Raw genomic sequence first — 25804 nt, 5'->3', positions numbered from 1 at the left:
GGGTGAGAGGATGGCGAACATGACCAGTGCGCGAACACCCCGCCGAACCGGCCGCCCGGGCCGCCCCGGGTACGACCTCGACTCGCTGCTCGCGGTCGCCGTCAAGGTGTTCAACGACAAGGGCTACGACGGCACCAGCATGGACGTGCTGGCCGAGCGGCTCGGCATCAGCAAGTCGTCGATCTACCACCATGTGTCCGGCAAGGAGGAGCTGCTCGAACTCGCGCTGAACCGTGCGATGAACGCGCTCTTCGCCGTCACGCTCGAGACCCAGGCGACCGAGGGTCGCTACATCGACCGCCTCGAACACCTGGTCAGACGCAGTGTCGACATCCTGGTCGCCGAACTGCCGTACGTCACCCTGCTCCTACGGGTACGCGGTAACTCCGCGGTGGAGCGGCGCGCCCTGGCCCGTCGGCGCGAGTTCGACAACTTCGTCTCCGAGTTGGTCACCGCCGCCGCCGAGGAGGGCGACCTGAACCCGGGCATCGATCCCGCCCTGGTCGCGCGGCTGCTCTTCGGCACCGTGAACTCACTGATCGAGTGGTACCGCCCGCGCACCGGCGGTTCGGCGGCCGAACTCGGCGACGCCGTCGTCGCACTGACCTTCGACGGGCTCCGCCGAACCTGATCGCGGTCGCCGTCTTGACAACTCCCACCGTCCGCAGCGATGGTAATTACCGACCGAACGTACGGTGGATGGAGTTGACGTGAGCAGACTACTCGAGAGCTACACACAGGGGCGTTGGTTCGCCGCGGAGGATGCCGGCACACCGTTGCTGAGTGCAGTCGACGGCAGTGAGGTCGCCCGGATCTCGTCCGCCGGCCTCGACCTGGCCGGGATGGTCGATCACGCACGCGACGTCGGCGGTCCGGCGTTGCGGGCCCTGACCTTCCATGAGCGGGCCGCCCTGCTCAAGCAGCTCGGGATGACGCTGATGGCGGGGAAGGACGAGTTCTACGCGCTCTCGGCATCCACCGGAGCCACCACGAGGGATTCGGCGGTCGACATCGACGGCGGCATCGGCACCGTACTCAGCTATGCGAGCAAGGCCCGGCGGGAATTGCCCAACGACACGGTCTATCTCGACGGTGGGATCGAGCAGCTCGGCAAGAAGGGCACCTTCCTCGGCCAGCACATCTACACACCGCGCCGCGGCGTCGCCGTCCAGATCAATGCGTTCAACTTCCCGGTCTGGGGGTTCCTCGAAAAGCTCGCACCCGCGTTCATCGCGGGCGTGCCGTCGATCATCAAACCCGCCAGCCAGACCGCCTATCTCACCGAGCTGGTGTTCCGCCGCATCATCGAGAGCGGGATCCTGCCCGAGGGTTCGGTGCAGTTGATCAGCGGTGGCGCCCGCGACCTGCTCGATCACCTCGGCGGCCAGGATTCGGTGGCGTTCACCGGTTCCGCCGACACCGCCGCCACCTTGAGGTCGCACCCCAGCGTCGTCAACCTCGGTGTGCATTTCACGGCCGAGGCCGACTCGCTCAACGCGTCGATCCTCGGCCCGGACGTCACGCCCGACGATCCCGAGTTCGACCTGTTCGTCAAGCAACTGGTCACCGAGATGACCGTGAAGGCCGGCCAGAAGTGCACGGCCATCCGCCGTGCGCTGGTGCCCGCGTCGGCGGTCGATGCGGTCATCGAGGCCGCACGCGTGCGCCTGGGGAAGGTCGTCGTCGGCAATCCGGCGTCCGAGCAGGTCACGATGGGCGCCCTGGCGAGCGTCGAGCAGCGCGACGAGGTGCTCAAATCGCTTCGCGGGCTGACGAAGTCGGCGACGGTCGTGTTCGGCGACCCGGAGCACGTCGATGTGGTCGACGCCGATGAGTCGGCGGGGGCGTTCCTGTCCCCCATCCTCCTGCACGCCGACGACAAGACCGCACCCGAGCCGCACGAGATCGAGGCCTTCGGCCCGGTGTCGACGGTCATCGGCTACGACGACACCGCGGACGTGATCGACCTCGCCGCGCGCGGACAGGGCAGCCTCGTCGCATCCGTGGTGACCAAGGATGCGCAGATCGCACGCGAGATCGTCCTGGGCCTGGCGCCCTACCACGGCCGTGTCCTGGCGCTCAACAGCGAGGATGCCCGCGAGTCGACCGGTCACGGATCACCCCTGCCGGTGCTCGTCCATGGCGGCCCCGGACGGGCCGGCGGCGGCGAGGAACTCGGCGGCATCCGCGGCGTGCTGCATCACATGCAGCGCACCGCGATCCAGGGCACGCCCGATGTACTGACAGCGATCGGACACAAGTGGGTCACCGGGGCCCAGCGCATCGAGACCGACGTTCACCCGTTCCGAAAGAATCTGGCGGAGTTGCGGATCGGCGACACCATCGTGGGCGGTCCCCGACAGGTGACACGCGCCGACATCGACCACTTCGCGGAGTTCACCGGAGACACGTTCTACGCACACACCGACCCGGAGGCAGCCGCGGCCAATCCCCTGTTCGGCGGCATCGTCGCCCACGGATACCTGGTCGTCTCACTCGCCGCGGGCCTGTTCGTCGACCCCGCTCCGGGCCCCGTGCTCGCCAACTTCGGCGTCGACGGTCTGCGGTTCCTCACACCGGTCAAGGCCGAGGACAGCCTGACCGTGACGCTCACCGCGAAGCAGATCACGCCCCGCCAAAGCGCCGACTACGGCGAGGTGCGCTGGGATGCGGTGGTGACCAATCAGAACGACGACCCGGTCGCCACCTACGACGTGCTGACACTCGTTGCCAAGGGAGAACAATCATGACCGTTCGAGTTGCCGTATGCTACGGAAAGCCCGAGGACACAGACGAATTCGACGACTACTACACGCGGGTGCACGTCCCGCTCGCGAATCAGGTGCCCGGTCTGCGGAAGTTCACCTGGGGCAAGGTGACGTCGATGGACGGCTCCGAGCCACCCCACTATGCGATCGCGAGTCTGTACTTCGACGACACGGCGGCGCTCCGGACGGCCCTTGCCTCCCCCGAGATGGGGGCCGCCGGAAAAGACGTCGCCAATTTCGCGACCGGTGGTGCCACCATGTTCATCCACGACGAGGAGGAGGTCGGACCATGACCGCCATCGACGAGTCGTCGACGACCCATTCCATCGCCCGGGCGATGTTCGACTCGGATGTCGCATCGCGCGCGCTCGGTATCGAATTGCTCGAGCTCTCCGACGGCTACGCGCGAACCGCGATGACCGTCACCGATCAGATGGTCAACGGCCACGGGATCACGCACGGCGGATATGTGTTCCTCGTCGCCGACACCACCTTCGCGCTCGCCTGCAACAGCCACGACGACTACGCCGTGGCCGCCCGCGCCGACATCCGCTACCTCACCCCCACGCACGCAGGCGACCGGCTCGTCGCCACCGCCGAGGAGCGGTCTCGTTTCGGACGCAACGGGCTCTACGATGTGACCGTCAGGCGTGGCGACGAGGTTGTCGCCGAGTTCCGGGGCGACAGCCGGACGACGGCGCCGCCCAACAAGTGAGCGACGACGGGCAGGACGACTGACGGCCGGGAACGGTCCCGGTCTCAGTCGACCGGTACGCAGACGATCGTGATGCAGACCGTCTTCGGGGCGTCGGGGATCGGGAAGATCGGGACCACGGGTACCGGGACGAGCGGGACCGGGAGTAGTGGCACCGGGAGAATCGGCACCGGGACGTCGGGGACGTAGATGGTGGCCGCTTGGTTCGGTTGCATGACGGTGGCCTGTGACGGCGCTGCCGACGCCGTGGGCGCCAGGGCCAGCGCGGCGGCCGCCCCGAGGGTGACGCCGACCGCTATCTTTCGGATTCTGGTGGCCATGGCTGCTCTCCTCTGAAAGCTCGAGATTGAAATCAGACCACTGATTGTCTGCTGATACGAGTCGCGGAGCCGACGGGTCATTTCGTTGGGGACACTAAGGAATTGGCTCACTGGCCCGCGTCGTGCCACCTGCCTTTCCGGGGCGGACTCCGAATCGATTTTCGCACACCCCGACCGCCAGATCGAGGGAATCGTCATTCGACGAGAGGAGGCGGAGTGGGGCATCGCGTGGCGGCCGCCCGAGGTAAAGACATCGGGTCGACAGTGCACAGCGATACACCGCGACGCCCGGGATGCCGCGGCCGACTGACCACGTGGATGTGCGGGGAGGTTTACCCCGCGCCACGTGTGGGCACTCTGTGGCCGACAGCGTCGCCGGGCGATGAAGCTCGTGCGATCCCAAGCCCCAGGGAAAGGTCCCCGATGTCGACAGATGCCATCGTGCTCCTCAAAGATGACCACAAGCAGATCAAGAAGCTGTTCAGCGATTTCCGAAACGCCGGCCCGAACGCGACGAAGACCAAGGGTGACATCGTCGCCAAGATCATCGAAGCGCTGACCGTACACACCTACATCGAGAACGAAGGCATGTACCCGGCGGTCCGTAAGGCTGTGCCCGATGTCGAATCCGACATCCTCGAGTCCTACGAGGAACACCATGTCGCCGACCTGTTGGTGATGGAACTCGTCACGATGAAGCCCGATGACGAGCGATTCGACGCCAAGACGACCGTCCTCATCGAGAACGTCGAACACCACATCGACGAGGAGGAGAACGAGTGGTTCCCCGAGGTGCGCAAGGCATTGGGGCGAAAGGAACTTCAGGAACTCGGTGAGGAACTGCTCGAATTGAAGGCAAAAGCCCCACATTCCCCCGCACAGCCGTCAGCATTGAAGAAGACCATCGACGCGATCGTCAAATAGCCAGGGACAGGGAGCACCACATCCATGCGAGATTTCGTCTGCCGGAAGTGCGGTCAACGACTCGCCTTCGAGAACAGCAAATGCCTGCACTGCCAGAGTTCGTTGGGATTCCACCTGGCCACCCGCACCATGTACGTGCTCGACGACAAGGACCGTGCCGAGGTGGACGGCCAGCTCCTCGAGCGGTGCGAGAATTTCCGGCTGGCCCAATGTAACTGGCTGGTTCCGTGGACCGGCGTCGCGACGCTCTGCACCTCGTGCCGGCTCACCCGCACCCACCCCGCGGAGACCGACATCGAGGGCATGGCCGAGTTCGGGCGCGCGGAGACGGCCAAGCGCCGACTGATCATGGAACTCGACGAACTGCGGCTGCCGATCGAGGGACGTGACGAGAATCCGGAGACCGGCTTGGCCTTCGACCTCCTCTCCAGTTCCGAAGAGTCGGTCATCACCGGCCATGACAATGGGTTGATCACGCTGGACCTCGCCGAGGGCGACGATGTGCACCGTGAGCAACTACGTGTCGAGCTCGACGAGCCCTACCGGACGTTGCTCGGCCATTTCCGGCACGAGATCGGCCACTACTACCAGCTCGTCCTGATCGACGACGATGTCCGGGGCCGCTTCGAAGAACTGTTCGGCGACCCGGACGAGGACTACCAGGCAGCGTTGGACCGTCACTATTCCGAGGGTGCGCCGGCGGGTTGGAAGCAGAATTACGTGTCGTCTTACGCCACGATGCACCCGGCCGAAGACTTCGCGGAGACGTTCGCGCACTACCTGCATATCCGCGACACCCTCGACACCGCCGCCGCATTCGCCATGGCACCGGCGGGTTCGACGCTGGACAGCGTGCTGCCCGGCGATGTGGGTTTCGACCAGGTCATCGAGTGGTGGCTTCCGCTCACCTGGTCGCTCAACCAGATCAACCGGTCCATGGGTCACCCCGACCTGTACCCGTTCGTGCTGCCGGAACAGGTGCTCGAGAAGATCCGGTTCGTGCACGGACTGATGCCGCCGACCTGACCTGCGCCGCAGGCTCGCGAGGTGTTGCGGTTCGTACCGATCCCCGGTACGAACCGCAACACCTGCGTGCACGGTGTGGCCACTCGACGGCGGCTGAGACTGCCCGCCACAGGACGGTGATGGTTTCGATGTTTGATCCCCGCGCCGCGGGGGTAGCCACCACACCCGACAACTCAAGGAGAACGATATGGGTCTCGACGACAAGATCTCGAACAAGACAGAAGACGTGAAGGGCAAGGCCAAGGAGGCCACCGGTCGCGCCACCGGCGACGACGAACTCAAGAATGAGGGCAAGGGCGACCAGGCGTCGTCGGCCGTCAAAGACGGCGTCGAGAGCGTGAAGGACGCCGCCGGCAAGGTGAAGGACAAGCTGACCGGGCACTGACCCGCGATCGGTGCGTCAACGCGCAGTCCGTGGCTCTCTTCGGTGACATCCTCTTGGATGACACTCTCAACCATGAAGTAGGTGAAGCATGATCGGAACCATCATCAGTGCGATCGTCGTCGGTCTGATCGTCGGCGCACTCGCACGACTGCTCATGCCCGGCAAGCAGGACATGGGCATCATCATCACGATCGTGTTGGGTGCGCTCGGGTCTCTGATCGGTACCTGGCTGACCTACCAGGTCGGCTACAGCAACAGCAACGGCGGATGGGAGATCATACCGTTCATCGTCGGCATCGTCGTGGCCATCGGCCTGATCGCCGTCTACCTCTCGCTCCGTGGCCGTCGGGTACGACAGTGATCTGAAGCACACGCTGAGCGGTCCGCATCGGATTCCGATGCGGACCGTTCGTGTCTGGTGGTGTGGGGGTCTGGCAGACTCCCCCGCTGACCTTCGGATGACCGGACGGTACCGGCCCAACCTGGATCGGATCCGAACAGCCCGGATTCGCCGGGGAGACGTCGCATCGTCGCCCGGATAGGCTGGCCCGATCATGAGCCCGGTCCCGCGCCGTGACACTCGACGTGGGACGCGCAGGCCCGTAAGACACCGGCGACATCATGGGTGACCATCGCGCTGACGGCTCTCACGCAGCACGGTGTACAGACTGCCAAGTGACTTCGGCGGCCCTGACACCGAGACGGATTCGGAACGACTGATCGCCTGTGCGAGCCCTGTGGTGCTCAGCCCGAAACGGGAGCAGTCCTACTGGTCACCTTGTCCGGAACCAACTCACCGGCGACGATCCGGTCACGGATCTTGAACTTCTGGATCTTCCCCGAGGGTGTCATCGGGAGGGCATCCGTGAAGAACCACATCGACGGAACCTTGTGAGCCGAAATCCGCTCGCGGCACCACGCTTTCAACTCATCGGGGTCGGGGCGAACAGCCGGGTCGATCAAGCATATGACCGCGCCGATCTGCTCGCCCCAATAATCGTCGGGGACTCCGACAACCACCACGTCATGGACCTCGGGATGCTCGAAGAGCAAGTCCTCGATCTCTCGCGGATAGATGTTGACCCCACCACGAATGATCATCTCTTTCAGTCGTCCAGCGATCTTGAGGAAGCCCCGTTCATCCATGGTCGCGAGATCACCCATGTGCAGCCACCCGTCGGCGTCGATGGTGGCGGCCGTCGCCTCCGGCATGTCGAAATAGCCAATCATGTTCTGGTAACCGCGGCAGCAGATCTCACCTTGCTCGCCGAGTGCGACCACTCGCCCATCGACGGGGTCCACCAGTCGAACTTCCAGTTCCGGAAGTGGCTGCCCGACAGTGGTCGCCTGATCTTCGGCGCTGTCGGTGACCTTGGTCTGGCTGATGACCCCGTGCATCTCGGTCTGGCCGAAGAGGATCGAGAAGCTGCAGTTCCACGTTTCGGTGACCCGGCGGACCAGCGCCTCGGGCACCGTGGCGGCCCCCGACAACACGGTCTGCATACTGGAGAGGTCACGGGTGGCACTGTCGGGATGATCGAGCAGTGCGATCAGCATCGTCGGCACGAGCAGGCCATGCGTCCCGCGATAGGTCTCGTACGCCTCGAGGACACCTGCCGGATCGAAACCGGGCAGAACCACATAGGTCCCGTGCGCCGACATGGTCCCGAGTTCGGTGACCGCCCCACCGCCGATGTGGTACATCGGCATGGCATTCACACAGACGCCCCCATCGCCCATCCCAGCGCGCTCGAAGACAAAGGTGGCCTCGTTCACTATCCCCTTGTGGTGCAGCAACGCACCTTTCGGAAATCCGGTCGTTCCGGACGTGTATTGGATCTGGACTGGATCGGTGGGCGCGACGCGGGGTAGTCGGGCTGCCGGGTCGCCGCCTTGGGCATATGTCTGCCATTCGTCGTCGGGGATGGTCTTGTGCACCGTGTCGACGTCCACTCCGGCGGCCTCGACGATCTCGGCCAGATCCGCACCCCGGTAGGAACGCTGATAGAAGATCCCGACGGCCCCGGACTGCCGCAGAACGTATACCAATTCATCTCGCCGGTATGCGGGATTCGCGGCCACTACCACCATTCCCGCCATCGCGATCGCCTGCTGCAGGACCACCCAGTCGCCACTGTTCGCCGCGAAGATCGCGATGCGGTCCCCGGGCTCGAAGTCGGCCAACAGCGCTCGCGCATACCGCTCGGTGTCCCGCAGGAGTTCCGCGTACGTCCACGAACGACGGCCGGCAGGGTCCGGAACAGCGTCCACCAGCGCCACCCGGTCTGGTTCGGCCGCTGCTGCTTCCCGCAGCAGCCCTGGCAACGTGATGTCCCTGACGCCGGAGCTCGGTACGGCCGGCCAATCAGATGTCGTGAGCTCCATGATTTCTCCTATACGAGGTTCGAGAGTATCCGTCAGCCGGCCGTCGGGATGGATCGGCCCTGGCGTGCTCTAGGTCACATAGTAACGGTCTTACCATTGGTCCGCAACCGGGTTCCGCACTGCGCCGTTCTGCCCGGATGGCGACGGAAGTATTGTGCTGCAATGGGTTCGATCGCATCATCAGGACCTTCACCGTCAGTGGTAGGTCATCGACGCGACGGTGCACAGCTTGCCGTCCCGGCTTCGCGATTCGACCCTGACCACGGCCGAGTTCCTGCCCACATGTACTGGCAGGCAACGAAACACCAGCCGGGCACCCGCACGTCCCGGCCGGATGTACGACATCTGCAGTGCAGTCGGTGTCAGTCCATCGACGCGTGCACCCACAGTCCAGCTTGCTGCTCGCTCCGACATGAAAACCGCGACGCCACCATGGAGTGCCCCGGCGGGATTGAGACTGAGTCGACCGACATCGAGCAGGACCGCATCGTCTCGACATCGCCCTCCTAACAGTGCCATCACGTCCTCGCTGTCGCGGTCGATGGAGTCAGGTGAGATCTGCACGCCGTTTATCGGCTGATCGGGCGTGAACATCACCCGTTCAACGGCTTTGGCTGCGATCACACCGCGAGAGTTCACGACCTCGCCGTCGGCGACGGCTGATCGTTTGTCGACCGAAACGGTGCGGCTCGCTGATCGGAGCTCAGTACCGTCCACGTCCGGAACGCCGCAGAAGGTGATCGACAAGTCGGTTGTCACCGCCACGCTGCCTCCGGCCGGTGAGCCACCGCAGGACTGCCGATCGAGGTGTCGATGAAGACGCCGAGTGCCCCATAAGCCCGCCGACCGTCCCTACCGCGGAGCCAGTCGCCGGCCGTCATCGCCCCCACCGTGCTGCCGGCGGTCCCGGTCACCGAACGGACGCCGAACACCGCCTCGGGATTTCCCATGACCGCGGTGATCGGCGGATCGACCGCCGGCGCACCGTCCCGGTCTTCGATGACGACGGCCAATGTGCACCTCCCGCGCCCAGTGAAGCCCGACCGTTGCGTAAGACATCGTCAGAACGCGGATATTCCACCGTTGACGCTGATGGTCTGGCCCGTCAGTCGAGCTGCGGCGGGGCCACCGAGGAAGACGATCAGGGCGGCCAGATCTTCCGGCACGGCCACACCGAGATGCGCTTGGGTCGCCGCCTTTTCGAACAGCGACCGACTGAATCCGTCGCTCAGCACATTGTCCGCGGTGCGGGTTCCCTCGATGAGGGAGGGCGTGACCGCGTTGACCCGCACGCCATTTCGCTTGGCCTCCACTGCGGCGACGCGCGAGAACATGACGATTGCGGCCATCGCAGCACCCAGGGCGCTCTCCCCCGGTGTCGGGACCTTCGCGGCATCCGAGGCGATGTTGATGATGCTCCCCCCTCCCTGCGCCTGCATCAGGGGAAGGACCGCACGCGTGAACAGCATGGGCGGCAGCGCCTGCCCGGTCAGAATGGAGGAAATCGACGTGGCGGGCGTCCGATGCAGCAACTCCGGTTTGTAGGCCGTCGTGGTCGAATTGACACAGATGTCCACCGACCCCATCGCCTCGTACGCGACAGAGACGACGCGGTCGACCTCGCCCTCGTCGGAGGCGTCGGCCGCAATGAACCTGACGTCGACCTCGGGGTGGCCGTGGAGCACCGTCTTCCGCGCCTGTTTTCCACGCTCCTCGTTGCGACCGACGAGCACCATCCGCCTGACTCCTGCATCGGCGAAGCCGAGAGCTGTCGCGAGTCCGACGCCCGACGTCCCGCCGACGATGATGGCGCCGGATTCCTCGTACTTTCGAACCAGTGGGGGCTCTGACATCCGCTTCACCTCTCAAGACAACAATCAACGACTCGCACGCGCCGATCGCGCGTGCATGCCCTCAAGTTTTACACCATAGACAACTTTCTATCTATAGTTGTATCGTCTGAACCTCGTCGAGCATCCGCGGGGCCGCCGGCCCTCAACGTCCTGGAGACAACATGAACCCCATAGTCAACCGCTACACCCAGCTCGTCGAGATCGACCATCCGATCGTTCAAGAAGGGCTCGGCCCCTTCCGAACGCCGAAGCTCGCCGCCGCCGTGTCGAACGCGGGCGGACTGGGCACGGTCTCCATGCCGGGTATGCCCTCAGACCTGGCGGCCGGCGCACGAATGTTCCGTGAGCACATCGAGGAATGCCGATCGTTGACCGACCGCCGGTTCGCGGTGAACATTCCGGTTGGCGTCGACGGCAACGGGGTCGTGTTGCCGTTCACCGACGTCTACATCCGGATGGTGCTCGATGCGCGCCGCGCCGACGCCGAGCTTGCCCGCCAACTGACCGTTCTCACGACCTCGGCAGGGTTCCCCGGCGACTACATCGGGTTGATCAAGGAGGCCGGAATGATCCACCAGCACAAGGTCGGCTCGACGCGGCAGGCCGTCAAAGCCGCCGAGGCGGGCGTCGATGTCATCATCGCCGCCGGATTCGAGATGGGTGGACATGCGCCGAGTAAGGCCGTGCACTCCTACGTTCTCGTTCCCAGCGTGACCGAGGCCGTCGACGTCCCGGTCCTGCTGACCGGTGGCGCCAGAGACGCCCGCGGTCTCGCGGCCGCCATGGCGATGGGCGCCGCCGGTGTTGCCATGGGCACCCGATTCATCACCAGCACTGCGAACACCGATTGGCATCCGGCCTACATTCAGGCGCTCATCGACGCCAAGGAAGGCGATGACGTCGCCTTCGACGGTGTGTACGGACCCTGCCGAGGCCTCAGAAACACGGCATCCCGACAGCTCTCGGATCACGGCGGTCAGGACTCCGGCGAGATCGTCGACGCCGTTGAACTCACCCGCTGGAAGATCGAATCGATGCAGCGTGCACAGACCGACGGGGATGTGGAACACGGACTGGTCCTGGCCGGGCAGGTGGCTTCGGCGATCGACGACATCATCGACATCGCGGAGTTCGTCCCGAGCACGGCCCGAGGTGCGGCGGAGATCCTCCGCACACTCGCTTCATCGGTTCGGACACCGGCGGTTTCCGCGTGACCGCTCAGGCGTGAGCGGCAGGGGCAGTCGCTACGATGTCGCTCATGACCGATCGTGCCGCCGAGTCGGCGGAAAGGCCCGCGACCTCGATCGGCAGCGCTCGATCTGCTCTGATCTCCATCCTCGGTGAGCTCGTCGCGCCATACCGCCAACCGGTACACACAGCGGCACTGCTCTACGCGCTCACCGGTGTGGGCTTCGGAGAGTCGGCGAGTCGGCAGGCAATAGCCCGGGCAGGGGCGTCCGGATTGATCTCCGCCGAGCGTGATGGACGCGAGACGAAGTGGGCGGTCACCGAGCGTACGTACGAGCTCTTTCGCGAGGGCGTCAACCGGGTGTTTCCCGATGCCTCTGCCGGCCGCCGTTGGGATGGCAAGTGGCTGGTGATCATCGTGCCGATTCCCGAATCGCATCGCGCGACCCGCAAGAAGTTGTACGCGGCCTTACGGTGGGCCGGTTTCGGGAATCCGAGCGCGGGAATCTGGGTCACTCCCCACGTCGAACGACTGCCTGAAGCCCAGGCAGCGATCGAGTCTCTCGGGTTGTCGACCAACACGATCTCGTTCATCGGATCGACCGCGACGATCGGGATACCCGAGGCCGAACTCGTGGAGCGGTCATGGGACCTCGAGAAGGTCTCGGCGGCATACGACGAGTTGCGGGAGCGATTCGACCACCCCGAACAGCTCGCGGGCAAGGAGGCCCTGGTGGCACACATCGAGCTGATCGACGCCCTGCGCCACACCCCTTATATGGATCCGCAACTGCCACACGAGCTCCTGCCTGACTGGCCCGGCCTCACGGTCGTCCATCGGCTACAGGCCCTGCGTGCCGAACGCGCACCCGCGGCGCATGCACACTGGCTGACGATCGCCCGCCTCGACTGAATTTTCCAGGACTCATCGCCCTGCTGAATCCTGCCCGCAGCACATTTTACATTTCTAGACATCTCCACCCTGTAGATGTAGTATTTGATCGACGCCACGATGAGACTTTCCCAGTCCACAGCCACCGCGTCTCATCCACAGCCAAAGGAATCCCGTGAGCGAACTCCACGCACCCTCGATGGCGATGCTGCAAACGGTCGCCGACGACCCCGTCACCTACGCCCACGACTGGAAAACGGGCCACCAGCGCCCCGTGGTCGGGTCCTTCCCGATGAATTTCCCCGTCGAGCTGGTCCACGCGGCCGGCGCGCTGCCGGTGATCATCCAGGAGAGCCGGACGCCCATCACCGAGGGCCGGAGCCTGCTCGCCGAGTTCTACTGCGGATACACGCGGAGCGTCGCCGATCAGGCCGCCATCGGCGAACTGGATGTGTTCGACGCCCTCGTCGCGGCCGACCATTGCGTCCAGCTGCTGGGCGCGGTCGACGCCATTCGATATACCCGGCCGGAAAAGCCCGTCCACTTCGCACAGTTCACCAGCGCCATGGATGACGCGTGGACGAAACCGCGGGTGGACGGCCGGATCGATGAGCTGAAGTCACAGATCGAAACCGTGACCGGGACAGCGGTCGAGACTGACACACTCTCGGCAAGTATCAAGGCGTTCAACAGGAATCGACAACTTCTCCGTCACTTCTACGCACTGCGGCGGTCGGGTCGTGCGCGCATCACCGCGAGCGAGATGCAGCTGTTGGTCAAGTCGAGCATGGTGATGGATATCGACCAGCACACGGCCATCCTGCAGACCATCCTCGCCGAACTGACAGTTCCGGACAACGAGCCGGATGACGTCGTCCGCCTGCACATCTCGGGCCACTTCTGCCACGCCCCGCGACCAGAGATCCTCGACGTCATCGAGGAGTCCGGCGCGATCGTCGTAGACGACGATCTCTACACCGGATATCGGTACATCTCGACCGATGTTCCCGAGAGCGAAGATCCACTCGCGGCCCTGTCTTCGTGGTACCTCGAGCGCAATGTCACGACACCGTGCCCTACTCGCGTGACCAGCGAAGTCGATTGGGATACCTACCTTCTGAACTCCATTGCGGCCAATGGAGCCTCCGGCGTGCTGGTCTTGATGGCCAAATTCTGTGAACCGCACATGTTGTATTACCCAGAGCTGCGCAAGGCACTGGACAGCCACAACATTCCCTCACTGCTGATCGAGACGGAACATGAGGGAATCCCGGTCGAGAAACTGCGTACGCAGATGGAGACCTTCGTCGAGCGAATCCGCCGCCGCGTGGCGCCGGTCGCGGTCTGAACCCAAGGAGTGCATTGTGCAAACCGAACTGTTCCAGAAAGACAAGACCAACAAGTTGTCCAGCACCCGAGTCGGCGGCAAGATGACCGCCGATTACTGGGAGAACATCTTCACCGCGAAGGAACGCGGCAAGCACGTCGTCTGGTACAACGGGGCCGCCATGAACCCCCTGTTCCAAGCGGCGGGTCTCGAGTGGTGTCACGGCGAGGCATTCGCGGCGCGCCTGGCGGCGCAGCATCTCGAAGAGCCCGCGCAGGCAGCGGGCGCCGAGTACGGGTACATCGGCGAATTGTGTTCATATGCCAGGACACATCTGGGATGCGCGGTCCTGACGCAGCAGAGTCGCACCGAAAGCGAGACCGGTGTGGTCGGCCTACTGGACCAGAAAGAACTCGCCGCAAAACTGCCCGCACCGGACTTCTTCGTCAACGGCTACGCAGGCTGCAGCACCGGTCAGCAGTGGGATGCGATGACCTACCGCGTCTTCGATCGTAAGCTCCCCGTCTTCAACGTCTCGCTGCCGATGCTGTGGGGCAACAAGCCCGACGCCGGCTACATGCGTGGCGAGGAATGGACCGAGGTCAGCGACTACGCCGAGGGACAGCTCCGCGAGCTGGTCAGCTTCCTGGAGCACCAGACAGGTCGTCCGTTCGACTGGGATGTGTTGAGCGAGAGTATGTCCTACATCAAGCGCGCCTCCGAACTACGACTCGAGGCGATGCAGCTGTGCACTCACGCACCGACGCCGGCGACATACTGGGATTGGGTCGCCAGCATCGCACCCATCAACTTCCTGCCGGGCAATCAGGCTCTCGTCGACTACTTCGCCGGGGTGAAGGCCGAAATAGAGCAGCGCCTACGGGACGGCGTGTCCGCGGTGAAAGACGAGCGCTACCGCGTGTACTTCGACGGGATCATGAACTGGAACAAGCTCGGTTTCCTGACGAGGAAGTTCGCCGAGTACGACGTATCGGTCGTGGCCGGCCGCTACACCCATGAATCATTCTGGCAGGAACCACAACTCATCGATGTCGACAACCCGCTGCGCGGCATGGCGCAACACTATCTGCTATGCCCGTTGAACCACGGGCTGAAGAACCTGCAGGAGCTGTTGCTGCGCCGGCTCGACGAGTACGCGATCGACGGCATCGCCTTCCACTCGACTCGAACCTGCCGGGCCATGACGAATCCACAGACCATGTTGGCGAAGACGGCCGAGCGTGAACGCGGTGTGAAGTCGTTCTTCTTCGAAGGCGATGTCGCAGACGCATCCTTCTACAACGACGAGCTGTTCGACAGCCGCCTCGAGGCGATGCTGGAGGCGATCGACGTGCAACGCACGAAATCACTGGTCTGATGACCTGGTACACGATGGGGGTCGATCTCGGGTCGACGACCGCCAAGGCGGTCGTCGTCGATCAGGACGGCAGACGTGTCGGATCGAGCGTTGTGCAGATGGGCGCGGTCAGCCGCGACGCAGTCGTCCTAGCGATGGATCGGGCGTTGGCGGCGGCGCACGTGGATGCGCAACAGATCAAACGCACCATCAGTACCGGCTACGGGCGCAAGCTCGTACCGGGTGCTGATCGTTCGTTCACCGAGATCACCTGCCATGCCCGCGGTGCCGCCGCCATGCATCCCGGGGTTCGTCTGGTGATCGACATCGGCGGCCAGGACAGCAAGGCGATTGCCGTCGACGACGACGGCCTGGTTGACCGTTTCGCCATGAACGATCGATGCGCGAGTGGCACCGGACGCTTCTTTGATGTTCTCGCACGTGCCCTGGAAGTGGATGTGAGCGAGGTCGGGGCGCTGGCCATGTCCGGAACCGACGGTCTCGAGGTGAGCAGTATGTGTGCGACCTTCGCCGAGACCGAAGTCATCTCGATGCTGGCCCAGGGCCAGGCGAAGCCCGATATCGCGGCATCCGTGCACAAGGCCGTCGCCGCGCGCACGGTTGGACTCGTGTCGCAGGTCGGCAAGGCCACGCCGACGGTGATGACCGGTGGGGTCGCTCGCAACGAGGCGGCGCGCCACTACCTCGAGAAGGCGCTTCGGCACCCGGTGGAATTACTTGCCGAACCGCAGATCGCCGGCGCCTACGGCGCGGGACTGCTCGCACGTGACGGGTACCTCGGCTCGCTCGGTCACACCGAGACCCGTGACTCGGCAGCGAAAGGGCAACTCACCGACCGTGCGAACGGGATTGTTCCGCAGTGCCAGGGATGCGACGGAAGCCTGGGCCACAGTCACGATCACGAGCCTGTCCCGCTGACCCTGCGGAGCAAGTTGTGACGCCTGTGGGTCTCAACGACTCCACGGTCGTCGTCGTCGACGACGACACCCCGCTCGGGCGTCTCGTGGCGCTCCACTTCGTCCGGGCCGGGTCGCAACGCATCGGCATCGTGAGTGCAGATGCCGCACGCGCAGAGGCCACCGCCCAGGCGGTATTCGCCGCGGCGTCGGGCATGTGGGCGGTGGCAGCGTCGGGCGATCTCTCGTCGGGGTCCGAGGCGCAGCGGATGGTCAACGAACTCTCAGCTTCGCTCGGCGACGCAGACATCGTCGTGACTTTCGGGTCAGCACCCGAGGTGGTCAGTGACGTCATCAGACAGACCATGGTCGACCGGAGCGAGGGAGTCGTGATCCGGGGCGGCGCTTCCGACGGTGACAATATCGATGGAGGCGTGCACACCTGCGCGATAGACCTCTCCGGTGGGCGCGCGCCGGACGAACTGGCCACCGCGATTGTGGAAACCGCCCTGGCGGCGCGAACGTCTCTCGACGCCGGTACGCCCTAGTGGTGTGTCTCAGAAATAGGCGACTGGTCTCCGGCGTTCGATCGACGCCTGGCCGCGTTGTCGTCGGTCGAGATAGCGCCGCTATCACTCCCTCCTCCGCCTTGCCAGACGCCGATCGCTCCACCGGATACCAGTCGCCTATTTCCGAGACACACCACGAGCTCCGCTAGCGAGGAGCAGACTCCTCGACGAGCAGGGCCCAGTACGCGTGCGCCTGTGCCGACCATTGCTCGCGCCGTTGCCGGAAAAGCGCTGCGCCGTCACGGCCGACCCATTCCGACAGAAGCTCCTTTGGCAATTGTGGATCCAACCGCATGAATCGCTGTTGGAGAGAAACCAATTCGACATAGGCGAGAAGCACCTCGGCACCGTCGGAGGGCTCGGTCACCCCGTCCTGGGCGAGCAGCGTCCGATAGCTCGCCGCCAGATCCGTCAGGTCCCACGCTCGCGACACGATCGCCTCATTGTCGAGACCTCCGGCTGCGACACCCCCGGTCACCACGAGCGCGGTGTCGGACAAACCCAGCGATGTCACCAATTCAGCGAGTTCCCGCGCGCGATCTATATGGGGCGTGACCCACACCCCCGGCGTGACATTGCCCATGCCGAGCCAGGTCAGACCTCCGTTGAGTCGGTTGCGCACGGTGCTCTTCCGTTGCGACACCGTCACAGTCAACATCAGCCACTCGTTATCCCACGGCGACGGCCCCGCGAGATAGGCATTCGACCGTTTGATGCCGTCAGCGGCTAGCGCCCGACCATGATCGGCGAGGTGCCATCGTACTGCGCGCCCGATTCGTTCCCGCTCGATCCACTTGGCCGATGCGGCACGCGAGAGAAGTTGCCGGGCAGCGTGTTCCTCGATACCCATCCCACCGAGCAGCTTCATCAGGGCTGCGGTCCACGCACCGTCGTCCGACTCGAACAAGAACTCACCGATGACCGTCAACAGCATCGACCGCGCACTCGGTGGCGGAAGTGGCTGTTGAGCCAAGCGGCTGTACGCGATCACGAATCCTCCTACGGTGTGCCCACCAATTTACCCACTTCGACCCGTGACAGGAACTCATAGGCACTCAGCTCGTCCGCCAAGGATTCGATGTCGACGTGCGACGCCGCATCCGTGGACAGGAGGACCGTGACCTCGCGTCGCAGCCCGGTCTCATCGATATCGATGACGCAGTCGACTGGTGCTCGGCTACAGCTCGACACCACCTGTCGTACTTCGTCTTCCAGGGCCAGGTGGCGCAGAGCGGGCTTCGCGATCTTCCCCACCGGTGTCAGTGGCAGTCTGTCGAGCACCACCACTTTCGCCGGCACTGCCGCCTTCTCCTGAACCGAACTCCGGCAGAACGTCAACAGATCGGCCGGTTCTACGTGGCACCCGGCCTCCAGTTGCACGTACGCGACCGGCATCTCTCCTTTTGCCTTGTCGGGTCTGCCCACCGCGGCAACCATCTCCACGGCCGGATGGGTACCCAGCGCTTCCTCGATATCTCGAGGATCGATGTTGTGCCCGCCGCGGATGATCAGGTCCTTGCTGCGACCGGACACCCACACGTATCCGTCGTCATCCACGGCACCGATGTCCCCGGTTCGGCCCCACATACCGTCACCGGGTACACCACGCGCGAAGAACTGCCGGTTGATCTGCTCGTCGAGGTAGCCCCGGCTGACGGTCGGGCCACCGACCAGCAGCTCCCCACGCTCACCGGGCGTGCAGTCGCGTACCCAGGACCCGTCGCCTTCGAGGATCGCGGCGCGGACCCGTGCGTGGGGTAGCGGCCGTCCGGCAGAACCGATCCGGGGTTCTTCACCGTCGTTGGGATGCCCGGTGATCGTGCCATGGAACTCGGTGCCGCCCCAGCATTCTCGCAGCCATATGCCGAACCGCTCGTGGAAGCTGCGGATCAGCGCCGTCGAGACGGTGCTGCCACCGACGTTGAAGTCGGTCAAGGTCGTGGGGCCGTTCGGCGCCGATCGGCCGTGGAACAGCGCGAATGCGGTGGTCGGGGTGGCCATTGTCGAGGTCATGCGGTACCGCTCCACGATGTCCCAGAAGTTGTCGACGACATCTCGGGACCGGAAGCCGCCCGACGTGAGCGTCAGCAACGTCTGCCCGTACACCACGGACCGAAGGGCCAGAGCGATGCTGCCTCCGCAATGGAAGTTCGGCATGCCGTGCCCGATCACGGTGTCTTCTTCCGAGCCCATCAGCGCACCGACGTTCCACGCGATGACCAACTGGCCGTGCTGCGACATCCGCACCAGTTTCGGTGCGCCAGTCGTGCCGCCGGTGGGCATCACCATGCAGTCGCGGTCGGGATCGTCGTCGACGTCGATGCTGCGACCACGATGTTGGTCCAGTGTCTCACCGAACGTGTCGTGATCATCACTGACGAGGAGGATGTCCGTCAGCGTCGGAACCGCTCTCCTCATCGCCGAGACGTCCGTATCCCGCTCGGCAAGGATTTCGTTGGTCGTCACCAGCACCGTCGCCGCTGTGCGCTGGAGGGTGTTGACGAGCGAGGTGAGCTCGAGAAACGGGTTGAGCGGCACTGTGATACCCGCTCGCTGCGCCCCCCATGTCGCGATGAGGCCCTCGGGGAGCATCGGTAACATGACCGCGACGACACTCGGCGCGCCCGCAGCCCGTTCGAGGAACATCGATGCCGCCTGGTTCACCGATTCCGCGAGTTCACGGTAGGTCACCGTTCGTGTCGGGGTCATGAAGTCGGGAGTCTCGAGGTGCACGATCGCCGCCTTGTCGGGGAAGCGACGGGCTGATTCGACGAGACATCCGTACACAGTCGCAGCGGGCAGCAAATGCTCGTGACCACGGCGCTCGACGTCGACGATATCCCCCTGAGAGCGAACCCGGTGCCGGACAACGGCACGCTGCGCGCGCGTTTCAGACAACAGAGATCCCCCCGTTCACACTGATCACCTGTCCGGTGATCAACCGCGAGAGCGGTGATGCGAGGAAGAGGATTGCGTTGGCGAGATCCTCCGGCTCGGTCAATCCGAGCTGGGCCTGCGAGACGATCTTGTCGAAGATCTTCTTGCTGAAATCGGCACTCATCGCGCGGTCGTACGAGCCGGTGTTGACGATCAGCGAAGGCGTCAGGACGTTGACCCGCACCCCGTACCGCTTGGCTTCGACGGCGAGTGTCTGGGAGAAGGTGACGATGGCGGCCATCGCCGCTCCGATCCCGGTTTCACCCGGAGTGGGGACCTTCGCCGCGTCCGACGCGATCGTGACGATCGATCCGTGCCCTTGTTCGCGCATCCCGGACAGGACTGCTTTGCTCATCAGGATCGGTCCCAGGGCCTGCTGGACCAAGATGTCCGCCAGATTCTCCGGCGTGATGTCGTGCAGCAACGTCGGCTGATACTGAGCAACCGTGGAGTTCACGAGAACGTCGACAGAACCCAGATGCTCATGTGCCTGCCGGACGACGTCGTCGGCGACGCCGACCTCGTTGAGGTCTGCGGAGATGAACTGCACGTCGCATCCGGGGTGCGATGACGCCAACGCGTTCACCGCGTCCTTCCCACGTGCCTCGTTGCGTCCGACGATCACCTGTTTCACGGCTCCGCAGTCCGCGAAGAACCGCGCGGTGGAGAGCCCGACGCCCGATGTCCCGCCGGCGATCAGTACGCCGGTATCACGGAAGTCGTACCCGTCCCGAGGGGTCAGGGCGGTTGTGTTGGGTGCGTTGGTCATTGGGCGCTGCTCGCTTCCTTGGGAGCGACGGTCGGTGCCGCCGCCGGCGTCATGTCATGTTGTGGGGCATAGATCTTGACGATGTAGGTCGCACTCACGGCGCCAAGTGTGCACATGGCCAGGCACAGTGCGCAGACAGTCCACACACCACCGGCGGTGGGCTCGAGGGCAGTGGCGACCAGCGGTGCGAAGCCGGCCACCAACGCGGCCAGCTGCATTCCGAACGAACCCGCCGTGTACCGCACTGCGGCGGGCAAACTCTCGACGACGAATGCGGGAAATATTCCGTTGACCACCGCATGGCCCAGGCCTGCGACCAGAATCAGCGAGATGAACACCAGGAAGATGTTGCCCACCCCGAGCATCGCGAAGTAGAGGAACAGCAACAGAGACTCTGCGAGCAGGCCGAACACGATCAGTCGGCTGCGACTGACCCGGTCCGAGAGCGCACCCCACACAGGGTTCATGAGGACCACGACCAGCGTTGCCGCCGAGACCACCCACAACATGCTGGTACGGGGGATTCCCGAATTGCCGACCGCATAGCTCAGGCTGTAGACGGTGATCACATACCAGATCGACATCATGCCGGCCATGATGAAGGTGATACCCAGGATGGTCATCGGATACTTCATGAGCGCGTCGCGGATCGGCCGCTGTTTCACCTCGACAGACGCGGTCGAGACAGCCGCACGGTCCATCTGACTCTGTTTGAAATCGGGCGTCTCGTCCAACCCTCGGCGGATGATCATACCGACGAACACGATGACGGCACTCAGGAGAAATGGAACTCGCCATCCCCACGAGTCGAACTGCGCGTCCGGCATCAGGGTCACGATCGCGAAGACGATCGTCGCCAGGAGAGTGCCACCTTGAGCACCTGCGGTCGAGAAGCTGCCGTAGAACCCTCGCTTGTCACGGGGGGCGTGTTCGACCGAGATCAGGACCGCGCCGCCGAGCTCCCCACCGACGGCAAGGCCCTGGAGCACTCGCAGCACCACCAGCAGAACCGGGGCGAACGCCCCGATCGTGTCATATGTCGGGAGTAGACCGATGCACACGGTGGCGGCGCCCATGATCGTGATGGTGAGGAGGACGGCCGTCCTGCGACCGTGCTTGTCGCCGATGTAGCCGAACAGCAGACCGCCGACCGGCCGCGCCAGGTAGCCCGCGGCGAACGTCGCAAATGACAGCAACAGTGCCACGTGAGTGCTGACGTCGCGGAAGAACAGATCTCCGAAGACGAGCGCTGCGGCGGTTCCGTACGCGACGAGGTCGTAGTACTCGATCGCCGACCCTGAGAAGGCCGCAAGGGACGCGCGACGCGACGTCGCTCTCGTGGACGTCGCTGCACCGACGACTGGTGGGGGTGTGGGCATTTCAACTCCTGAGGCGGTGGTTGGTGTGACGAGCGAAACGATCGCGACATCGTTGCGGCTGAGCGACGAATGGTACGACCATAGAATGTGATGTTCGTCTCGTCAAGACCCGTTGGATCTTGAATTCAACGAACAGCATTGTGCGCCAGCTTATTCAGTGTCACTGATCGCGCGCGGCACCCGCGTACGATGCGCCGTGTCTCGCCCTGGTCGAGCCGTCAGCAACTCGCATAGTGCCCGAATCGGCCAGGCTCGGCGTAGTGCCAGCATAGCGCCTAGCTGCAACGTTGTACACTTTTTTATATTTTGAGTTGCTTTTCGTATAAAGTCGGAGCATGATCAAACCGTCAGGTGAATCACAGCCCAGGGCACCCACACCCGACGCATCGCTACACGAGAGAAGGACGGGCGAGAACCCATGCCGTCGATGTTCACAAAGGCAATGACCACGATGAGTGCTGCCGTTGATAATCCCAATGACTATGTTGCACAATGGAAATACCGAACTGGACGGAAGGCGATCGGGGTGTTCCCGATGAACTTCCCCGCCGAACTGGCCCACGCCGCGGGTGCGCTGCCCGTGATCATCCAGGAAGATCGTGAACCCATCACCGCTGGACGAAACCTGTTGGGCGAGTTCAACTGCGGCTACACACGCAACCTGGCCGATCAAGCAGCGTTGGGCCGGCTCGACGTCTATGACGGCTTCTTTCAGGCCGACCACTGTATTCAACTACTGGGCGCGGTTGACGTCGTGCGTGAAGACGAATCCGACAGGCCTGTCTACTTCGGCCAGTTGATGTCGTCCATGGGCGACGAGTGGACGTTTCCGCAAGTGCTGGAGAAGATGAACGACTTCCGTCGAGAGCTCGAAAACTTCACCAACAGAGATATTTCCGATACCGATATAGCCAGAAGTATCAACGTGTTCGACGAGAATCGACGATTGATGCGGTCCATCTTCGACAAGCGGCGGCACGGTGACGCCGCGCTCGCGCCGGATCAGATACAGGTGCTCGTCAAGTCCGGCATGATCATGGACAAGCAGGAGCACACGGAGTTGCTCCGCGAGGTGATCTCGGCTCACGGTCCCGTTCCCCGCGACGAGAGGGTTCGCGTCCACCTGTCCGGTCACTTCTGCCACGCACCCAAGCCAGAGTTGCTCGAGGTCATCGAGGACAGCGGCGCCCTAGTGGTCGATGACGACCTGTTCCACGGAACTCGATATGTCTCGACCGACGTCGGCAACACCGACGATCCGATGGGCGCGCTGGCATCGGTATATCTGCGTCGCAACAGTGCCGTTCCCTGCCCGACCCGCGTCCAGCACGATGTCGACTGGGACCGATTTCTGGTCGATTCGGTGATCGCCAGCGGCGCACAGGGTGTCATCGTGTTGATGGCGAAATTCTGCGAGCCACACATGCTGTTCTACCCGGAACTTCGAAAAGCATTGGAAGCCAGATCTATTCCGCTTCTACTCATCGAAACCGAGCACGAAGGTCTACCGATGGAGTCCATCCGGACCCGGGTCGAGGCGCTGGTCGAGCGGATCCGGCGCACGCAGCTCACCACCGTATAACGCCCAACCCGATCACCACACGGAGGACAACTGTGTCAGTTCCCACGCTCGCCAACTCGAACAAGATCGTGATTCCCACCGCCACCAACATGGTGGGCGACTACTGGGACAACCTCTTCACCGCGAAGGAGCGCGGCAAGCAGGTGGTCTGGTACAACGGTTCTGCGGTCAACCCGTTCTTTCAAGCAGCTGGCCTCGAATGGTGTCATGGAGAGGCCTTTTCGGCGCGGCTGGCGGCCCAACAACTCGAGAAACCCGCGCAGCTCGCCGGTGAGGAGTACGGGTACATCGGCGAACTGTGTTCCTACGCGCGCACGCACCTCGGCTGCGCAGTCCTGACCAAGCAGGCGAGGTCCGAGGACGAGACCGGTATCGTCGGACTCGTCGATCAACAAGAACTGGCGTCACGTCTGCCGGCCCCCGACTTCTTCGTCAACGCCTACGCCGGGTGCAGCACCGGCCAGCAATGGGATGAGATCTCCTACCGCGTTTTCGGCAAGCAGGTCCCGATCTTCAACGTCTCCCTGCCGTTCCTTCCCGGCAACAAACCCGATGCCGGCTACCTGAGCGGTGAGGAATGGGACCAGGCATCGCGCTACGTCGCCGATCAACTCTACAAGCTGGTCGAATTCCTGGAGACCATGACCGGTCGAAGATTCGACTGGGATGCGTTGCGCCAAAACATGTCCTACATCAAGCGGGCATCCGAACTCCGGCGTGAGGCCATGGCTCTGTGCCGGGCAGCCCCAACGCCGGCGACATATTGGGACTGGATCGCCAGCATCGCGCACATCAACTTCATGCCGGCCGGCCCTGAGTTGGTCCAGTACTTCACCGACGTCAAAGCCGAGGTCCAGCGTCGTGTCGACAACGGCATCGCCGGTGTGCGCAACGAACGCTATCGCCTCTACTTCGACGGGATCATGAACTGGAACAAACTCGGCTGGCTCTCACGCAAATTTGCCGATGCCGACGTCGCCGTGGTCTGTGGCCGGTATACCCACAACGCATTTTGGCAGGAACCGCATCTCATCGACACCGACGATCCGATCCTCGGCATGGCCCAGCACTACCTGCTCTGCCCCACCAATCACGGCGTCAAGACGCTCAAGCACCTGACCAACCGGGACTGTGTGGACTACGGGATCGACGGCATCGTCTTTCATGCATCCCGCACCTGCCGCGCGTTCACCAACCCCCAGCACCTGCTCGCGAAATCGGCGCAGAAGGAACTCGGCATCCCGTCGATGTTCTTCGAAGGAGACGTGGCCGATGCATCCTTCTACAAGGACGAGATCCTCGAAAGCCGGCTCGCGGCGATGCTCGAAGGCATCGATGTCCGCCGAAACAGGGTCTGACCGACCATGGCGGACTACTTCATGGGCGTCGATCTCGGATCGACCTCGGCGAAGGCTGTCATCCTCGGCCGCGACGGGAGGCTGTGCGCCTCCAGTGCAATACAGATGGGAGCCGTCAGCAAAGCCGGTTTGCGGCGGGCCATCGATCATGCGTTGAAACAGGCGGGACTTACCCACGCACAAATCACGGCGACCATCAGCACCGGGTATGGACGCAGACTCGTCCCGGACACGAGGCGCACCTTCACCGAGATCACGTGTCACGCGAGAGGCGTCGCAGCGCTGTCCCCAGGCGTGGCGCTCATCGTCGACGTCGGCGGACAGGACAGCAAGGTCATCGCCGTCGATCCGGATGGGCTTGTCGAGGACTTCGCGATGAACGACCGATGCGCCAGCGGAACAGGGCGCTTCTTCGAAGTGCTGGCGCGCGCGATCGAGTGCGAGGTCGATGAACTCGCTGCCCTCGCCATGTCCGGCGACAGGAATCTCGAGGTCAGCAGTATGTGCGCCACGTTCGCCGAAACCGAGATCGTGTCGCTGCTCGCGAGCGGCTGCGAACGAACAGATATCGCAGCTTCGGTTCACCGCGCAGTCTCGGCCCGGACGCTTGGTCTCGTCGCCCAAGTGGGCAAGCGCTCGCCGATTGTCATGACCGGCGGAGTCGCCAAGAACGCCGCAGCAGTGCACTACCTGAGTTCAGCGCTCGATGCTCCCGTCACAGTGCCGCCGGATCCGCAGATCACCGGTGCCTACGGTGCCGCCCTGCTGGCACTCGAAACGTACGGAACGAGAAACTCGGTCGAGGACGTCGAGGTCGGAGCAGGCACCGACTCGTCCCACTCGTGTGGGGACTGCGCTGGGTCGATCCCGCTGCCGATGCCTTCGGTTCGAGCTTCATAGATTCGCGGTCCACACGCTCGCGACCCGCCATAGCGGCCGGATGCCATTGATATCGCACGTCTGCGCACAGAGGACAAGGAGGACGCCGTGGAACGAGTACGGCATTCGTTCTGCCGGATCTGCATCAACCAGTGTTCGATACTCGTGAAGACCGAGAATGGTATTGCGACTGCTGTGCACGGCAATAGCAGTAACGAACTCTACCGCGGGTACACATGCGTCAAGGGAAGGTCGCAACCCGACTACCTCCGAC

At 63.8% G+C, this 25804-nt stretch carries 26 protein-coding genes and 1 pseudogene; 18 read left to right on the top strand and 9 right to left on the bottom strand.

The annotated features are described in order from the left end of the window. Nucleotides 1-19 precede the first annotated feature (19 nt). From AC4AMJ_RS28895 to paaI, 4 genes are all read left to right on the top strand, one after another. Nucleotides 20-631, top strand: coding sequence for a TetR/AcrR family transcriptional regulator (locus AC4AMJ_RS28895; protein ID WP_489897655.1), 612 nt, complete (start codon nucleotides 20-22; stop codon nucleotides 629-631). Nucleotides 632-710: 79 nt separating this feature from the next. Further along, nucleotides 711-2750, top strand: coding sequence for a phenylacetic acid degradation bifunctional protein PaaZ (paaZ, locus tag AC4AMJ_RS28890; protein WP_489916437.1), 2040 nt, complete (start codon nucleotides 711-713; stop codon nucleotides 2748-2750). Next, nucleotides 2747-3061 (top strand): EthD family reductase, encoded by a 315-nt coding sequence (locus AC4AMJ_RS28885; RefSeq protein ID WP_489916435.1) that lies wholly within the window; start codon nucleotides 2747-2749, stop codon nucleotides 3059-3061. The genes paaZ and AC4AMJ_RS28885 overlap by 4 nt, the downstream gene beginning before the upstream one ends. Then, the gene (gene paaI, locus AC4AMJ_RS28880; protein ID WP_489916433.1) at nucleotides 3058-3483 is read left to right on the top strand and encodes a hydroxyphenylacetyl-CoA thioesterase PaaI; all 426 of its coding nucleotides are present in this window, start codon (nucleotides 3058-3060) and stop codon (nucleotides 3481-3483) included. Before AC4AMJ_RS28885 ends, paaI begins: the two co-directional genes overlap by 4 nt. A 44-nt stretch (nucleotides 3484-3527) precedes the next feature. On the opposite strand, the gene AC4AMJ_RS28875 is transcribed toward paaI, so the two are convergent. After that, nucleotides 3528-3803, bottom strand: coding sequence for a hypothetical protein (locus AC4AMJ_RS28875; RefSeq protein WP_489916431.1), 276 nt, complete (start codon nucleotides 3801-3803; stop codon nucleotides 3528-3530). Nucleotides 3804-4226: 423 nt separating this feature from the next. Here AC4AMJ_RS28875 and AC4AMJ_RS28870 point away from each other — a divergent pair, with 423 nt between their 5' ends. The 4 genes from AC4AMJ_RS28870 to AC4AMJ_RS28855 all read left to right on the top strand — a co-directional run bounded on the left by AC4AMJ_RS28870 (nucleotide 4227) and on the right by AC4AMJ_RS28855 (nucleotide 6499). Beyond that, nucleotides 4227-4727, top strand: coding sequence for a hemerythrin domain-containing protein (locus AC4AMJ_RS28870; protein ID WP_489916429.1), 501 nt, complete (start codon nucleotides 4227-4229; stop codon nucleotides 4725-4727). A gap of 24 nt (nucleotides 4728-4751) precedes the next feature. Then, the gene (locus AC4AMJ_RS28865) at nucleotides 4752-5753 is read left to right on the top strand and encodes a zinc-binding metallopeptidase family protein (RefSeq protein ID WP_489897660.1); all 1002 of its coding nucleotides are present in this window, start codon (nucleotides 4752-4754) and stop codon (nucleotides 5751-5753) included. Nucleotides 5754-5940: 187 nt separating this feature from the next. Beyond that, on the top strand, nucleotides 5941-6138 hold the full coding sequence (locus AC4AMJ_RS28860; RefSeq protein ID WP_489897661.1) for a CsbD family protein: 198 nt from the start codon (nucleotides 5941-5943) through the stop codon (nucleotides 6136-6138). Nucleotides 6139-6226: 88 nt separating this feature from the next. Then, nucleotides 6227-6499 carry a GlsB/YeaQ/YmgE family stress response membrane protein gene (locus AC4AMJ_RS28855; RefSeq protein ID WP_489916427.1) on the top strand — a complete coding sequence of 91 codons (273 nt, stop codon included), beginning with the start codon at nucleotides 6227-6229 and terminating at the stop codon, nucleotides 6497-6499. 383 nt (nucleotides 6500-6882) lie between these two features. On the opposite strand, the gene AC4AMJ_RS28850 is transcribed toward AC4AMJ_RS28855, so the two are convergent. The 4 genes from AC4AMJ_RS28850 to AC4AMJ_RS28835 all read right to left on the bottom strand — a co-directional run bounded on the left by AC4AMJ_RS28850 (nucleotide 6883) and on the right by AC4AMJ_RS28835 (nucleotide 10376). Then, nucleotides 6883-8523, bottom strand: a complete 1641-nt coding sequence (locus tag AC4AMJ_RS28850; RefSeq protein ID WP_489916425.1) for an AMP-binding protein — start codon at nucleotides 8521-8523, stop codon at nucleotides 6883-6885. A 195-nt stretch (nucleotides 8524-8718) separates the two neighbouring features. Beyond that, nucleotides 8719-9288, bottom strand: coding sequence for a PaaI family thioesterase (locus AC4AMJ_RS28845; protein ID WP_489916423.1), 570 nt, complete (start codon nucleotides 9286-9288; stop codon nucleotides 8719-8721). After that, nucleotides 9279-9536 (bottom strand): hypothetical protein, encoded by a 258-nt coding sequence (locus tag AC4AMJ_RS28840; protein WP_489897665.1) that lies wholly within the window; start codon nucleotides 9534-9536, stop codon nucleotides 9279-9281. Before AC4AMJ_RS28840 ends, AC4AMJ_RS28845 begins: the two co-directional genes overlap by 10 nt. A 48-nt stretch (nucleotides 9537-9584) precedes the next feature. After that, nucleotides 9585-10376 carry an SDR family NAD(P)-dependent oxidoreductase gene (locus tag AC4AMJ_RS28835; RefSeq protein ID WP_489897666.1) on the bottom strand — a complete coding sequence of 264 codons (792 nt, stop codon included), beginning with the start codon at nucleotides 10374-10376 and terminating at the stop codon, nucleotides 9585-9587. Between the two features lie 161 nt (nucleotides 10377-10537). Between AC4AMJ_RS28835 and AC4AMJ_RS28830 the strand changes: the two genes are divergently transcribed. From AC4AMJ_RS28830 to AC4AMJ_RS28805, 6 genes are all read left to right on the top strand, one after another. Then, nucleotides 10538-11590, top strand: coding sequence for an NAD(P)H-dependent flavin oxidoreductase (locus AC4AMJ_RS28830; protein WP_489916421.1), 1053 nt, complete (start codon nucleotides 10538-10540; stop codon nucleotides 11588-11590). Between the two features lie 35 nt (nucleotides 11591-11625). Further along, nucleotides 11626-12477: a PaaX family transcriptional regulator gene (locus AC4AMJ_RS28825; RefSeq protein WP_489916419.1), complete on the top strand. Its 852-nt coding sequence runs from the start codon at nucleotides 11626-11628 to the stop codon at nucleotides 12475-12477. A 154-nt stretch (nucleotides 12478-12631) separates the two neighbouring features. Continuing rightward, nucleotides 12632-13804 (top strand): 2-hydroxyacyl-CoA dehydratase subunit D, encoded by a 1173-nt coding sequence (locus AC4AMJ_RS28820; RefSeq protein ID WP_489916417.1) that lies wholly within the window; start codon nucleotides 12632-12634, stop codon nucleotides 13802-13804. A 16-nt stretch (nucleotides 13805-13820) separates the two neighbouring features. Further along, entirely contained in the window at nucleotides 13821-15161 is a 1341-nt protein-coding gene (locus AC4AMJ_RS28815; protein ID WP_489897670.1) for a 2-hydroxyacyl-CoA dehydratase subunit D, read from the top strand. Further along, on the top strand, nucleotides 15161-16099 hold the full coding sequence (locus AC4AMJ_RS28810) for an acyl-CoA dehydratase activase (protein WP_489897671.1): 939 nt from the start codon (nucleotides 15161-15163) through the stop codon (nucleotides 16097-16099). The genes AC4AMJ_RS28815 and AC4AMJ_RS28810 overlap by 1 nt, the downstream gene beginning before the upstream one ends. Further along, nucleotides 16096-16605, top strand: a complete 510-nt coding sequence (locus AC4AMJ_RS28805; RefSeq protein ID WP_489897672.1) for a hypothetical protein — start codon at nucleotides 16096-16098, stop codon at nucleotides 16603-16605. The genes AC4AMJ_RS28810 and AC4AMJ_RS28805 overlap by 4 nt, the downstream gene beginning before the upstream one ends. Before the next feature lie 166 nt (nucleotides 16606-16771). Here AC4AMJ_RS28805 and AC4AMJ_RS28800 read toward each other — a convergent pair whose 3' ends face one another. From AC4AMJ_RS28800 to AC4AMJ_RS28785, 4 genes are read right to left on the bottom strand one after another with little or no spacing between them, the layout of a single operon-like run. Then, entirely contained in the window at nucleotides 16772-17617 is an 846-nt protein-coding gene (locus AC4AMJ_RS28800; protein ID WP_489897673.1) for a PaaX family transcriptional regulator, read from the bottom strand. A gap of 8 nt (nucleotides 17618-17625) precedes the next feature. Next, nucleotides 17626-19524, bottom strand: a complete 1899-nt coding sequence (locus tag AC4AMJ_RS28795) for an AMP-binding protein (RefSeq protein WP_489916415.1) — start codon at nucleotides 19522-19524, stop codon at nucleotides 17626-17628. Then, nucleotides 19517-20332: an SDR family NAD(P)-dependent oxidoreductase gene (locus AC4AMJ_RS28790; RefSeq protein WP_489916413.1), complete on the bottom strand. Its 816-nt coding sequence runs from the start codon at nucleotides 20330-20332 to the stop codon at nucleotides 19517-19519. The genes AC4AMJ_RS28795 and AC4AMJ_RS28790 overlap by 8 nt, the downstream gene beginning before the upstream one ends. Then, nucleotides 20329-21711: an MFS transporter gene (locus AC4AMJ_RS28785; RefSeq protein ID WP_489916411.1), complete on the bottom strand. Its 1383-nt coding sequence runs from the start codon at nucleotides 21709-21711 to the stop codon at nucleotides 20329-20331. Before AC4AMJ_RS28785 ends, AC4AMJ_RS28790 begins: the two co-directional genes overlap by 4 nt. A gap of 418 nt (nucleotides 21712-22129) precedes the next feature. Between AC4AMJ_RS28785 and AC4AMJ_RS28780 the strand changes: the two genes are divergently transcribed. The 4 genes and pseudogenes from AC4AMJ_RS28780 to AC4AMJ_RS28765 all read left to right on the top strand — a co-directional run. Next, a complete protein-coding gene (locus tag AC4AMJ_RS28780; RefSeq protein ID WP_489916409.1) occupies nucleotides 22130-23293 on the top strand; it encodes a 2-hydroxyacyl-CoA dehydratase subunit D in 1164 nt (387 codons plus the stop codon). Nucleotides 23294-23325: 32 nt separating this feature from the next. After that, nucleotides 23326-24651 (top strand): 2-hydroxyacyl-CoA dehydratase subunit D, encoded by a 1326-nt coding sequence (locus AC4AMJ_RS28775; protein ID WP_489916407.1) that lies wholly within the window; start codon nucleotides 23326-23328, stop codon nucleotides 24649-24651. Between the two features lie 6 nt (nucleotides 24652-24657). Beyond that, entirely contained in the window at nucleotides 24658-25551 is an 894-nt protein-coding gene (locus tag AC4AMJ_RS28770) for an acyl-CoA dehydratase activase (protein WP_489916405.1), read from the top strand. A gap of 87 nt (nucleotides 25552-25638) precedes the next feature. Continuing rightward, a pseudogene (locus AC4AMJ_RS28765) lies at nucleotides 25639-25788 on the top strand (hypothetical protein); the annotation flags it as partial. Nucleotides 25789-25804: the final 16 nt, after the last annotated feature.

This window comes from Gordonia sp. LMA484, from assembly GCF_058129505.1.
The sequence above is the reverse complement of the archived record's forward strand: the minus strand, read 5'-3'. Positions and strand labels throughout refer to the sequence as shown.